This is a genomic window from Pseudomonas sp. CFSAN084952 (genome assembly GCF_009648855.1).
In the GTDB taxonomy this organism is placed as follows: Bacteria; Pseudomonadota; Gammaproteobacteria; order Pseudomonadales; family Pseudomonadaceae; genus Aquipseudomonas; species Aquipseudomonas paracarnis.
The window spans coordinates 3,122,324-3,134,633 of sequence record NZ_CP045767.1 but is presented as its reverse complement, the minus strand read 5'-3'; the positions used below and the strand labels follow the sequence as shown (position 1 = coordinate 3,134,633).

Genomic DNA, 12,310 nt, shown 5'->3' with positions numbered 1-12,310 from the left:
GAGCAAGCTTGCTTGCGCTGGGGTGCACAGCGCCCCCAAAAAAGCCGGGACTGCTGCGCAGTCAGCGGGAGCAAGCTCCCTCGCCACAACAGGCGCGCTCCTACAGGCTACATGCGGAACACGCCGAAGCGGCTCGGCTCGATGGGGGCGTTCAGTGCGGCGGACAAGGCCAGGGCCAGCACGTCACGGGTCTGCAGCGGGTCGATCACGCCGTCATCCCACAAGCGCGCGCTGGAGTAGTAGGGGTGGCCCTGGGTTTCATACTGGTCGAGGATCGGCTGCTTGATCGCGTCTTCCTCCTCGGCACTGAAACCGTTGCCGGCGCGCTCAGCCTGTTCGCGCTTGACCTGCACCAACACCCCGGCGGCCTGCTCGGCCCCCATCACGCCAATGCGTGCGTTGGGCCACATCCACAAAAAGCGCGGGTCATAGGCGCGGCCACACATCCCATAGTTACCCGCACCAAAGCTGCCGCCGATGATCACGGTGAATTTCGGCACCTTGGCGCACGCCACGGCGGTGACCAGCTTGGCGCCGTGCTTGGCAATGCCGCCGGCTTCGTACTTCTGGCCGACCATAAAGCCGGTGATGTTTTGCAGGAACAGCAGCGGAATCCCGCGCTGGCAGGCCAGTTCGATAAAGTGCGCGCCTTTTTGCGCGGCTTCGGCGAAGAGGATGCCGTTGTTGGCCAGGATCGCTATCGGGTAGCCATGCAAGTGCGCAAAGCCGCACACCAGGGTCGTGCCGAACAGGGCCTTGAACTCATCGAATACCGAGCCGTCCACCAGTCGTGCGATGACTTCGCGCACATCAAAGGGTTGCTTGGCATCCGCCGGGATCACGCCGTACAACTCTTCGCTGCTGTACAGCGGCGCCACCGGCGGGCGTTGCAGCAGCTCACCCTGCTTGCGCCAATTGAGGTTGGCCACGCTGCGCCGCGCCAGCGCCAGGGCGTGTTCATCGCTGTCGGCATAGTGGTCGGCCACGCCCGAGACCTTGCAGTGCACATCGGCACCGCCCAGGTCTTCGGCGCTCACCACTTCACCGGTGGCGGCCTTCACCAGCGGCGGGCCGGCGAGGAAGATGGTGGCTTGCTGGCGCACCATGATCGTTTCGTCGGCCATGGCCGGCACGTAGGCGCCGCCGGCGGTGCACGAGCCCATCACCACGGCAATCTGGGGAATGCCCTGGGCGCTCATATTGGCCTGGTTGAAGAAGATCCGCCCGAAGTGCTCGCGGTCGGGGAACACCTCGTCCTGGCGCGGCAGGTTGGCGCCGCCGGAGTCCACCAGGTAGATGCACGGCAGGCGGTTCTGCTCGGCGATGGTCTGGGCGCGCAGGTGCTTTTTGACGGTCAGCGGGTAATAGGAGCCGCCTTTGACCGTGGCATCGTTGGCCACGATCATGCATTCGACGCCTTCCACCCGGCCGATGCCGGCAATCACCCCGGCAGCCGGGACGTCTTCGCCATACACCTGGTGGGCGGCCAGTTGGCTCAGCTCGAGAAACGGTGAGCCCGGGTCGAGCAGACGGTTGATACGCTCGCGGGGTAACAGTTTGCCGCGTGAGGTGTGGCGTTCCTGGGCCTTGGCGCCGCCACCTTGATGGACATGGGCGAGCAGGCTGTGCAGGGCGTCGACCTGTTCAAGCATCGCCGCGCGGTTGGCGGAAAATTCCGCAGAACGCGGGTTGAGCTGGGTGTGCAGGGTGGCCATGGGCGTGCTCCTTCAGCGGGTTTCGTTGAACAGTTCGCGACCGATCAACATCCGCCGAATCTCACTGGTGCCCGCACCAATTTCGTAGAGCTTGGCGTCACGCAACAGGCGCCCGGCGGGGAATTCGTTGATATAGCCATTGCCGCCCAGAATCTGGATCGCATCCAGGGCCATTTGCGTGGCGCGCTCGGCGCTGTAGAGGATCACGCCCGCGGCGTCCTTGCGCGTGGTCTCGCCACGCTCGCACGCCTGGGCCACCGCGTAGAGGTAGGCGCGGCTGGCGTTGAGTTGGGTGTACATGTCGGCGACCTTGCCCTGGATCAACTGGAATTCGCCGATGCTCTGGCCGAACTGCTTGCGGTCGTGGATGTAGGGCACGATCAAGTCCATGCATGCCTGCATGATCCCGGTAGGCCCTCCGGAGAGCACCACGCGCTCGTAGTCCAGGCCGCTCATCAACACTTTCACGCCGCCATTGAGCACGCCGAGGATGTTTTCTTCGGGTACCTCGACGTCGTCGAAAAACAGCTCGCAGGTGTTGGAGCCGCGCATGCCCAGCTTGTCGAATTTATTGCTGCGGCTGAAGCCTTTCCAGTCGCGCTCGACGATGAAGGCGGTGATGCCGTGGGGGCCTTTTTCCAGGTCGGTCTTGGCGTAGATCACATAGGTATGGGCGTCCGGGCCGTTGGTGATCCAGGTCTTGCTGCCATTGAGTACGTAATGGTCGCCGCGCTTGTCGGCGCGCAGTTTCATCGACACCACGTCGGAACCGGCATTCGGCTCGCTCATGGCCAGGGCGCCGATGTGCTCGCCGCTGATCAGCTTGGGCAGGTACTTGAGTTTTTGTGCGTGGTTGCCGTTGCGGTTGATCTGGTTGACGCACAGGTTGGAGTGCGCCCCGTAGGACAACGCCACCGAGGCCGAGCCACGGCTGATTTCTTCCATGCTCACCACATGGGCCAGGTAACCCAGGCCGGCACCGCCGTATTCCTCGGGCACGGTGATGCCCAGCAGGCCCATGTCGCCGAACTTGCGCCACAGGTCGGCGGGGAACAGGTTGTCGATGTCGATCTGGGCCGCGCGCGGTGCGATCTCCTTGGCGACGAAGGACTGCACCTGGTCGCGCAGCATGTCGATGGTCTCGCCGAGGGCGAAGTTCAGGGACGGGTAACTCATGGACAGGCACCTTAATGTGAGCTTTGTTGTTGTGTGGGCGGGGCGCGGGAGGAGGGCGCTCACCTTTACGTTAACGTAAGCTTGCGTTACGGCGCTGTCAATCGTAGTTTACGTATACGTCAACCTACAAAAAAGATAACAGGGGTCGTTATGGATCAACTGCACCCGAGCTACAGCCGTGGCTCCCAGGACAAGACCTTGCTGGCCATGACCATTGGCCAGGCATTCGATCACACCGTTGCGCAGTATCCAGATGGCGAAGCCTTGGTGGTGCGCCACCAGCAGCGGCGCTACACCTGGCGGCAGTTGGCCGAGACGGTCGAGCTGCACGCCCGCGCGTTCCTCGCCCTGGGTATGCAAACCGGTGACCGCCTGGGTATCTGGGCGCCTAACTGTGCCGAGTGGCTGATCTGCCAAGTGGCAAGCGCCAAGCTCGGGGTGATCCTGGTCAATATCAACCCGGCCTATCGCAGCAGCGAATTGGACTACGTGCTCAAACAATCCGGCTGTCAATGGCTGGTGTGCGCCGGCTCGTTCAAAAGCTCCGATTACCACGCCATGCTCCAGGCGCTGAAGCCCGAGCTGCGCGGCCTTCTCAGCCTGGACCCCAGCCCGCCGCCTGAATTCATGCCCTGGTCGCAGTTGGCGGCCCTTGGCGCAGGCGTGCCGCCCGAGCAACTGCAAAGCCGTCAGGCCAGCCTGCATTTCGATCAACCTGTGAATATCCAGTACACCTCCGGCACCACCGGCTTCCCCAAGGGCGCCACCCTCAGTCACCACAACATCCTCAATAACGGTTACATGGTCGGTGAAAGCCTGGGCCTGACGGCAGGGGACCGCCTGGTGATCCCAGTGCCGCTGTACCACTGCTTCGGCATGGTCATGGGCAACCTCGGTTGTATCACTCACGGCACCACCATGATCTACCCCAATGACGGCTTCGACCCGTTGCTGACGCTGAGCGCCGTCGCCGAAGAACAAGCCACCGGCTTATATGGCGTGCCGACCATGTTTATTGCGCTGCTCGATCACCCACGCCGGGCCGAGTTCGAGGTGTCCAGCCTGCGCACCGGGATCATGGCCGGGGCGACATGCCCGATCGAGGTGATGCGTCGGGTCATTCATGAGCTGCACATGGCAGAGGTGCAGATTGCCTATGGCATGACTGAAACCAGCCCGGTGTCGCTGCAGACCGGCGCAGATGACGATATCGAACGGCGTGTCACCACGGTGGGCCGCACCCAACCGCAACTGGAAACCAAGATTGTCGACGAGGCCGGTAACACCGTGGCCCGTGGCGTGATCGGTGAACTGTGCACCCGGGGCTACAGCGTGATGCTGGGTTACTGGAACAACCCTGAAGGCACCCGTGAGGCCATCGACGATGCCGGCTGGATGCATACCGGTGACCTGGCGACCATGGATGAGGAGGGTTACGTGTGCATTGCCGGGCGTAACAAGGACATGATCATTCGTGGGGGGGAGAACGTTTACCCGCGGGAGCTGGAAGAGTTTTTCTTTACTCACCCGGCGGTGGCGGACGTGCAGATCGTTGGCATCCCGGATGAGCGTTATGGCGAAGAGATTGTTGCCTGGATCAAGTTCCATCCCGGTCAGGTGGCCAATGAGTTGGAGTTGTTGAGCTGGTGCAAGGACCGCATCGCCCATTTCAAGACGCCCAGGTATTTCAAGATCGTGGATGAGTTTCCGATGACGGTGACGGGCAAGATTCAGAAATTTCGGATGCGCGAGATTTCCATCCAGGAGCTGCAAGCGCGCTGACAACGTCAAGCCCTGGGAGCTGGCTTGCCTGCGATGGCGGCCTGACTGCCGGCCCACATCTACCTGATACCCCGCGAACCTGCTGTGCCACCCAAATAGTGAAACCCAGAAAGCACAAAGGGAACCCGAAGGTCCCCTTTAATTTGTCGTTGCGTGCTCTTTTCTTATTATTGAGGGGCGGCCTGTTGTTGTTTTTGGTAGCCGTGGCCCGTACCGCTTTTTTTGGCGACCCCCATCCGGGGTCAAGAGCAAACGTATTTTTTTGAACGCTGACCTGCTTCTTCGTAAACGATCCAACCAGTGGGTAGCTACCTGAGGTAGTTTTATTTTTCTCTATCCGGTTGCGGGTTGCGGCATGCCGTACCCTGGGAAGCACATCTTCTCCAAAAAAATCTGTTAGCTGCGTCTCTGCCGTGTTGTTTTTGTTATGTCAGAGTCGTTTCGTCTTATTTTTATTAGGTTTGGCGCTTTTTATTCTTGTTATGCCATAGAGATAGCAGAAGGCGTGCCAACTTTTTAAAAGCCTTTAAAATCAACGAGTTGGTTTTTTGTCAGTATTTTCTTTCAGTTTGCACGGCGGATTTTGTTCCCGCGTTACCCGTTATGCCGGGAAGCGGTAACACATTCTCACAGCTGTGCTACTCACCTGCGTTACGCACCTTCGCCACGCGGGAACCCGTAGGCCGTCCCAGCACCTGGCTGATCTGCTGGCCGGCGCCAATCAAGCGTTCCAGGTCGATGCCCGTGTCGATGCCCAGGCCGTTGAGCAGGTACAGCACGTCCTCGGTGGCGACGTTACCGCTGGCGCCTTTGGCGTAAGGGCAGCCGCCCAGGCCTGCGATTGAGCTGTCGAACACCGTGATGCCTTCCAGCAGGCTGGCGTAGATGTTAGCGATGGCCTGCCCGTAGGTGTCATGGAAATGCCCGGCCAGCTTGTCCCGTGGCACTTTGGCGCCGACCACTTCGAACAGGCGCCGGGTAGCGCCCGCCGTGCCGGTACCGATGGTGTCGCCCAGGGACACTTCATAGCAGCCCATGGCATACAGCTCGCGGGCGACGGCCGCCACTTGCTCCGGGGCGATCTCGCCTTCATAGGGGCAACCCAGCACACAGGACACATAACCGCGCACGCTGACGCCGTGCTGCTTGGCGGCGGCCATGATCGGTGCGAAGCGCTCCAGGCTTTCGCTGATGGAACAATTGATATTGCGCTGGGAGAACGCCTCGGACGCCGCCGCAAACACCGCGACTTCCTTGACCCCGGCCGCCAGCGCATCCTCGAACCCGCGCAGGTTCGGTGCCAGTGCGCCATAGGTCACGCCGGGCTTGCGCTGGATCTGCGCAAACACTTCGGCTGAACCTGCCATTTGCGGCACCCATTTGGGCGAGACAAAACTACCGACTTCGATATAGCTCAAGCCAGCGGCGCTCAACGCGTCTACCAATCTGACTTTATCCGCCACGCTGATGGGCTGGGCTTCGTTCTGCAAACCGTCGCGCGGGCCGACTTCAACCAGGCGTACGTGGGAGGGGAGGGACATGGCAGTTACCTTCTGGTCAATGGCCGGCTTGGCTGATGGTCTGCGCCAGGGCCTGGGTGCAACGCTCTTCAGCGGTGTCCAGTTCCAGCTTCATCTGTTCGATATCCAGCAGTTGTTGTTCCAGCTGTTCACGGCGTTCGGCGATCTTGGCCAGCATGCTGTTGAGTTGGATCTGGTTGCCGCCGGTGGGGTCGTAGAGTTCGATCAGTTCGCGGCATTCGGCCAAGGAGAAGCCGATGCGCTTGCCACGCAGGATCAGCTTGAGGCTGACCTTGTCCCGCGCCGAGTAAATGCGCTCCTGACCCCGACGTTCGGGGGCCAGCAGGCCTTGTTCTTCATAGAAACGAATGGCGCGGGTGGTGATGTCAAGCTCGCGGGCGAGGTCGGAGATGCTGTAGGTGGTGCTCATGGCGGTGCTCAAGGAAGTCTTGGCGCTAAGCTAATTGCAGGTTGACGTAAACGTCAAGGCTGCTGGGCTTTCTTTTCCTGGGCCGTCACCTGCTGGCACAACTCGATCATCTGTTCACGCATCCAGCGGTTCGCCGGGTCCTGGTCGGTGCTTTCGTGCCAGTACAAATGGGTTTCCACCGGCGGCACGTTGTTGACCGGCAAATGGAACCAGTGCAGTTCATGACGGCGAGCGAAACGCTCGGGCACGGTCATCACCATGTCGGTCTGTTGCAGCACCTGGGAGGCCATCAGGTAATGCTGGGAACGCAGGGCGATCTTGCGCTGAATGCCCATCTTGCCCAAGGCCAGGTCCACATAGCCCAAACCGTTGCGGCGGCTGGAAATATGGATATGGGTCAGCGACAGGTAATCATCCAGCGTGAATTTATCCTTGCCCGCCATCGGGTGGCCCTTGCGCATGGCACACACGTAGCGGTCTTCCATCAGCTTGACGTGACGCACCTGCGGGTCGGTATTGAGCGGCGCATCCACGGCAAAATCCAGGCGCCCGGCGGCCAGTTCCTTGGTGGTTTCGCGGCGTTTGGACAGGAAACTCTCGATCACCACGGTCGGCGCCAGGCGACGCAGGCGCTGGAACAGCAGCGGCAGGATCACGGCCTCGGTCAGGTCGGTCATGCTGATGCGGTAGGTCTTGGCCGCCTGCTGCGGGTTGAAGATGCGGCTTTCCTGCACCGACACGCGCAACAACGACAACGCATTGCGCACCGGGCCGATAATATTCTGCGCCATGGGCGTGGGCACCATGCCTTGGGCGGTGCGCACGAACAGCGGGTCGTTGAAGGTCTCGCGCAACCGTGCCAGGGCGTTGGACACCGCCGGCTGGGTGATACCGACGATCTGCCCGGCGCGGGTCAGGTTGGCTTCGGTGTAGATCGCATCAAAGACGATGAAGAGGTTGAGATCGACCTTGCTCAGATTCATTTCGTTGCGCTCTTATTGTGAGGTGCTCATACGCCGATCATATATCGGTGATGAATGTTAATACACGGCGAGAATAGGCTAGGTAAATTATGAGCGCTGTTCTAGCATCGAATGCATGACCTAAACAACCTCTCAGAGAAGGGAGCTGCTCATGGATTTCGCCTATTCGCCCAAGGTTCAGGAACTGCGTGAACGCGTCACTGCGTTCATGGACGCTTATGTCTACCCAGCCGAACCGGTGTTCGAACGCCAAGTCAGCGAAGGTGATCGCTGGCAGCCCACGGCAATCATGGAAGAGCTCAAGGCCAAGGCGAAGGCCGAGGGCTTGTGGAACCTGTTCCTGCCGGAATCCGAACTGGGCGCCGGCCTGAGCAACCTGGAATACGCACCCTTGGCGGAAATCATGGGCCGCTCGTTGCTGGGCCCGGAGCCATTCAACTGCTCCGCTCCCGACACCGGCAATATGGAAGTGCTGGTGCGCTACGCCAACGAAGAACAGAAGCAGCGTTGGCTCGAACCCTTGCTGCGCGGCGAGATTCGCTCGGCTTTTGCCATGACCGAACCGGACGTGGCGTCCTCGGACGCCACCAACATGGCCGCCCGCGCCGAACGCCAGGGCGACGAGTGGGTGATCAACGGCAAGAAGTGGTGGACCTCCGGCGCCTGCGACCCGCGCTGCAAGATCCTGATCTTCATGGGCCTGAGCAACCCCGATGCACCGCGTCACCAGCAGCACTCGATGATCCTGGTGCCGGTCGATACCCCAGGTGTGAAAATCCTGCGGCCGCTGCCGGTATTCGGTTACGACGATGCGCCCCACGGCCATGCCGAAGTGCTGTTCGACAATGTGCGCGTGCCTTATGAAAACGTGTTGCTGGGCGAAGGCCGTGGCTTCGAGATCGCCCAGGGCCGCCTTGGCCCTGGCCGTATCCACCACTGCATGCGTTCGGTCGGCATGGCCGAACGGGCATTGGAATTGATGTGCAAACGCTCGGTCAGCCGCACCGCATTCGGCAAGCCCTTGGCGCGATTGGGCGGCAATATCGACAAGATCGCCGACTCACGCATGGAAATTGACATGGCGCGCCTGTTGACCTTGAAAGCGGCGTACATGATGGACACCGTGGGTAACAAAGTGGCGAAAAGCGAAATCGCCCAGATCAAGGTGGTGGCGCCGAATGTGGCCTTGAAGGTCATCGACCGCGCGATCCAGATGCACGGCGGCGCCGGGGTGTCCAATGATTTTCCGCTGGCCTATATGTACGCCATGCAACGCACCCTGCGCCTGGCCGACGGCCCGGACGAAGTGCACCGTGCGGCGATTGGCAAGTTCGAGATTGGCAAATATGTGCCGCGGGAATTGATGCGCGGCGGGCAGTAACACCGATGATCGTTCCCACGCTCTGCGTGGGAACGCCTCCCGTGACGCTCTGCGTCACCCTTTCAAGAGCGGACGCGGAGCGTCCAGAGCGGCATTCCCACGCGGAGCGTGGGAACGATCCTCAGTACACCCAAACCTCCACCCGCCGATTCTTGATCCGGCCTTCATCCGCAGTATTGGCCGCCACCGGCATCTGTGCGCCAAACCCGCGAATATCCTTGAGCACCACGCCGCTCTTGACCAGCTCCCGGCGTACTGCCATCGCCCGCAACTTCGATAGCAGCGCCGCACGTTGCGGATCATTCTTGGTATCGCCAAACCCCACCAGCGTCACCTGTTTATTCAGCTTGCCGTGGCTTCTGATATAGGCGACCACCCGCTGCACATCCTGGCGCGCTTTATTGTCGAGGCTGGCGCTGCCCTCGTCGAAGCGAAAATTCACCGTCAGGCGCTGAGCGTCTCGGGCGATGGCCTGGTAATCGTCGGGCATCGGCGGGCGCGGCGCGACACCGATCGCTTGCACCTGCTGGGCGATGAAGCCATTGGCAGCCACAATCGCCTGGCCCTTGCTGCCTTGGGAAAACTCCACCAACGCCTTGGCCCATGGGTTGCGGGAAGAGGGCGGCAAGTAGAAGAACAGCCGACGTGACAGCGGGTAATCCTCGGTGGCGATCAGGCTGGTCAGCGGCAACATCGGTTGCGAGTCGCCGTCGACAATCGCCACCGCCTTGGCCTGGCGCACAGAGGGCAGGCCGATAAAACCGATGCCCTGGGGGTCCTGGCTCACCGCATCGGACAGCTGTTCGCTGGATTCAAAGCGCTTGGCCGAGGGTGCAAGCGGTTGGCCGCGGCGGCTCAGCACCAGTTCGCGGAAGGTGTCGAAGGTGCCGGATTGATCATCCCGGGCATATAAATGAATGGGCCCGCCTGTACCTCCCAGCGCCTCCCAGGTGCTGACCTCGCCGTTGAAGATCTGCGCCAGTTGCTCGGTGTTGAGGCTATTGAGCGGGTTGCGCGGGTTGACGATGATTGCCAGGCCATCGATGGCGATCACATGCTCGGCGCCTGGGCTTTTCAAGTCCCCCAGGGGATCGAGGTCCACCAGCTCGCTGTCTTTGATCGGGCGGGACGCTGCGGCGAGGTCGGCGCGGTTGTTTTTCAGCGCCGCAAAGCCGGTGCTGGAACCGTGGGCCGCGACCTCGATCGTGACCGTCTGGCCTTGGCGTGTCTTGCCGACCACGCGCTGCTCATTCACCCCGGCACCCGGTTCAGCACGCACATCCTGCAAGCCCTGATACTCCATCAAGCCTTTGACCAGCGCCGGGCCGAGTGCCGCGCCGATGGTGTTGGAGCCCTGGATGCGCAGGGCCGGGCCTTGGTCGGGAATGGACAGAGGGGCCGCCACGGCGGGGAGTGCGATTGCAAAACACAGGAACAGAACGCGCAGCATCATGCCGGCACCTTCTCAAGCCAAGGGAGTGCCGGGAGATTAAGTCAGTTGGATTGCAGTCATATGACCGACACAACACAAATCAACTGTGGGAGCTGGCTTGCCTGCGAAAGCGTGAGTGCAGCAGCAGGTGCGGTGACTGACACACCGCCTTCGCGGGCAAGCCCGCTCCCACATTCAGATCTTCACCAAGCCAACTGTCAGCTCAGTTCCAACCAGATCGGCGCATGGTCCGACGGTTTCTCCAGCCCACGCAAATCATAATCCACCCCGGCGTCCTTGACCCGTGGCACCAACCCGGTGGACGCCAAGATCACGTCGATGCGCAGCCCGCGCTTGGGCTCGTCCTCAAAGCCACGGCTGCGGTAATCGAACCAACTGAAACGGTCGGTCACGTCCGGGTTGAGGTGGCGGAAGCTGTCGACCAGGCCCCAGTTCTTCAAGCGTGCCATCCACTCGCGTTCTTCCGGCAGGAAGCTGCACTTGCCGGTTTTCAGCCAGCGCTTGGCGTTGTCGGCGCCAATGCCGATGTCGCAGTCCTCTGGGGAAATGTTCACGTCGCCCATCACCACCAGTGCCTGGTCATTGCTGAACTGGGTTTCCAGCAAGTGCTGCAAGTCTGCATAGAAGCGCTGTTTGGCCGGGAACTTGGTTGGGTGGTCGCGGCTTTCGCCCTGGGGGAAGTAGCCGTTCATGATGGTCACTGGGTGGCCGTTTTCGTCGGCGAAGGTGCCCCAGATAAACCGACGCTGGGCGTCTTCTTCATCGCTGGCAAAGCCTTTGTGCACGCTCAACGCTTCTTTGCGCGAGAGCAGGGCCACGCCGTAGTGGCCTTTCTGCCCGTGGTAGTACACGTGATAACCCAGGGCCTGCACTTCGGCCAACGGGAACTGATCATCGTGGACCTTGGTTTCCTGCAAACCGATCACGTCCGGTTGATGCTTTTCAATCAGCGCCGCCAACTGATGAGGGCGAGCACGCAGCCCGTTGATATTGAAGGAGACGATTTTCATGGTCGGCAGTCCAGTCTGGCAAAAGGGCGATGCTAGCCGACAAGTCGGACGGGGGCCAGCGTGGCGGTAGGGTGAATGCGCTGCTAAGGTGGGAACGACTGGAGCTGTGCAGGTTCGTACCCATAAGAACGCCATGTTTGAGTGGCGCCCAGGGAGATTGATTGTTATGCCAGACACTTCGACGGCCACTGCCGAAATCCGCCTGCTCAATAGCGGCTACTCCCGTGAAGCGCGATCCCTGCTGTACCAGGCGTATCGCCATGAGCCGACCTTCGCCTACATCTTCGAAGCCGAGCGGCCGGGCTATGAGCAGCGAGTACGTGCCACCGTGCGCGAACTGGTCAAGCAGCATTTCTTCCAGAAACTTCCGGCCATCGGCCTGTTCGTCAACGACCGGCTGATCGGCATCGCCCTGATTGCACCGCCGCAACGGCGCCTGGGCATCACCGAAAGCTGGGCCTGGCAAATCCGCATGTGGCTGAGCACGGGCGTGCGCGGTACGCGGCGTTACCTGGAATACCATCATGCCGTCATGGCGTGCCTGCCCAACGAGTCTGTGCATGTGCTGCCGTTGCTGGGCATTCACCCGCAGTTTCAGGGCAAGCACCACGGTGAGCAGTTGCTGGAAGCGGTACACAATTGGTGTGCCGACGACCCGCATTCATCCGGCGTGGTGCTCGACACCGGCAACTCCCGTTACCTAGATTTCTACAAGCGCCAGGGCTATGAGGAAATCGGCGAAGTCGCCGTAGGGCCGGTGCGCGAGCATGTGTTTTACCATCCCAATCCCCAGGCGTTACATCCTGCAACGGCTTAGAACAGAATTATTCAGACTAATCCTGGTTCAAAGTTCCTCCCTC

At 61.0% G+C, this 12,310-nt stretch carries 10 protein-coding genes; 3 read left to right on the top strand and 7 right to left on the bottom strand.

What is annotated here, in order from left to right; all coding sequences use genetic code 11:
* Nucleotides 1-107: 107 nt before the first annotated feature.
* Both GH769_RS13855 and GH769_RS13850 read right to left on the bottom strand, forming a co-directional pair.
* Nucleotides 108-1,715, bottom strand: a complete 1,608-nt coding sequence (locus GH769_RS13855) for a carboxyl transferase domain-containing protein (RefSeq protein WP_014718956.1) — start codon at nucleotides 1,713-1,715, stop codon at nucleotides 108-110.
* Nucleotides 1,716-1,727: 12 nt separating this feature from the next.
* Nucleotides 1,728-2,891: an isovaleryl-CoA dehydrogenase gene (locus tag GH769_RS13850; RefSeq protein WP_019819448.1), complete on the bottom strand. Its 1,164-nt coding sequence runs from the start codon at nucleotides 2,889-2,891 to the stop codon at nucleotides 1,728-1,730.
* Between the two features lie 150 nt (nucleotides 2,892-3,041).
* Here GH769_RS13850 and GH769_RS13845 point away from each other — a divergent pair, with 150 nt between their 5' ends.
* The gene (locus GH769_RS13845; RefSeq protein WP_019819446.1) at nucleotides 3,042-4,673 is read left to right on the top strand and encodes an AMP-binding protein; all 1,632 of its coding nucleotides are present in this window, start codon (nucleotides 3,042-3,044) and stop codon (nucleotides 4,671-4,673) included.
* Between the two features lie 638 nt (nucleotides 4,674-5,311).
* Here the strand turns inward: GH769_RS13845 and GH769_RS13840 are convergent.
* From GH769_RS13840 to GH769_RS13830, 3 genes are read right to left on the bottom strand one after another with little or no spacing between them, the layout of a single operon-like run.
* Nucleotides 5,312-6,214 carry a hydroxymethylglutaryl-CoA lyase gene (locus GH769_RS13840; protein WP_020302343.1) on the bottom strand — a complete coding sequence of 301 codons (903 nt, stop codon included), beginning with the start codon at nucleotides 6,212-6,214 and terminating at the stop codon, nucleotides 5,312-5,314.
* A gap of 16 nt (nucleotides 6,215-6,230) precedes the next feature.
* Nucleotides 6,231-6,623, bottom strand: coding sequence for a MerR family DNA-binding transcriptional regulator (locus GH769_RS13835; RefSeq protein ID WP_003192195.1), 393 nt, complete (start codon nucleotides 6,621-6,623; stop codon nucleotides 6,231-6,233).
* A gap of 53 nt (nucleotides 6,624-6,676) precedes the next feature.
* A complete protein-coding gene (locus GH769_RS13830) occupies nucleotides 6,677-7,606 on the bottom strand; it encodes a LysR family transcriptional regulator (RefSeq protein ID WP_014718952.1) in 930 nt (309 codons plus the stop codon).
* Between the two features lie 151 nt (nucleotides 7,607-7,757).
* Here GH769_RS13830 and GH769_RS13825 point away from each other — a divergent pair, with 151 nt between their 5' ends.
* Nucleotides 7,758-8,987, top strand: a complete 1,230-nt coding sequence (locus GH769_RS13825) for an acyl-CoA dehydrogenase (RefSeq protein ID WP_014718951.1) — start codon at nucleotides 7,758-7,760, stop codon at nucleotides 8,985-8,987.
* 121 nt (nucleotides 8,988-9,108) lie between these two features.
* Here GH769_RS13825 and GH769_RS13815 read toward each other — a convergent pair whose 3' ends face one another.
* Nucleotides 9,109-10,440 (bottom strand): substrate-binding domain-containing protein, encoded by a 1,332-nt coding sequence (locus GH769_RS13815; protein ID WP_019819443.1) that lies wholly within the window; start codon nucleotides 10,438-10,440, stop codon nucleotides 9,109-9,111.
* A 197-nt stretch (nucleotides 10,441-10,637) separates the two neighbouring features.
* Entirely contained in the window at nucleotides 10,638-11,450 is an 813-nt protein-coding gene (xthA, locus tag GH769_RS13810; RefSeq protein WP_014718949.1) for an exodeoxyribonuclease III, read from the bottom strand.
* Nucleotides 11,451-11,616: 166 nt separating this feature from the next.
* Here xthA and GH769_RS13805 point away from each other — a divergent pair, with 166 nt between their 5' ends.
* Nucleotides 11,617-12,267 (top strand): N-acetyltransferase, encoded by a 651-nt coding sequence (locus GH769_RS13805; RefSeq protein WP_014718948.1) that lies wholly within the window; start codon nucleotides 11,617-11,619, stop codon nucleotides 12,265-12,267.
* Nucleotides 12,268-12,310 lie beyond the last annotated feature (43 nt).

Bases quoted from the DNA above. Each gene is read 5' to 3' on its own strand.
- GH769_RS13855 (WP_014718956.1), bottom strand. From the start codon at position 1,715: ATGGCCACCCTGCACACCCAGCTCAACCCGCGTTCTGCGGAATTTTCC.
- GH769_RS13850 (WP_019819448.1), bottom strand. From the start codon at position 2,891: ATGAGTTACCCGTCCCTGAACTTCGCCCTCGGCGAGACCATCGACATG.
- GH769_RS13845 (WP_019819446.1), top strand. From the start codon at position 3,042: ATGGATCAACTGCACCCGAGCTACAGCCGTGGCTCCCAGGACAAGACC.
- GH769_RS13840 (WP_020302343.1), bottom strand. From the start codon at position 6,214: ATGTCCCTCCCCTCCCACGTACGCCTGGTTGAAGTCGGCCCGCGCGAC.
- GH769_RS13835 (WP_003192195.1), bottom strand. From the start codon at position 6,623: ATGAGCACCACCTACAGCATCTCCGACCTCGCCCGCGAGCTTGACATC.
- GH769_RS13830 (WP_014718952.1), bottom strand. From the start codon at position 7,606: ATGAATCTGAGCAAGGTCGATCTCAACCTCTTCATCGTCTTTGATGCG.
- GH769_RS13825 (WP_014718951.1), top strand. From the start codon at position 7,758: ATGGATTTCGCCTATTCGCCCAAGGTTCAGGAACTGCGTGAACGCGTC.
- GH769_RS13815 (WP_019819443.1), bottom strand. From the start codon at position 10,440: ATGATGCTGCGCGTTCTGTTCCTGTGTTTTGCAATCGCACTCCCCGCC.
- xthA (WP_014718949.1), bottom strand. From the start codon at position 11,450: ATGAAAATCGTCTCCTTCAATATCAACGGGCTGCGTGCTCGCCCTCAT.
- GH769_RS13805 (WP_014718948.1), top strand. From the start codon at position 11,617: ATGCCAGACACTTCGACGGCCACTGCCGAAATCCGCCTGCTCAATAGC.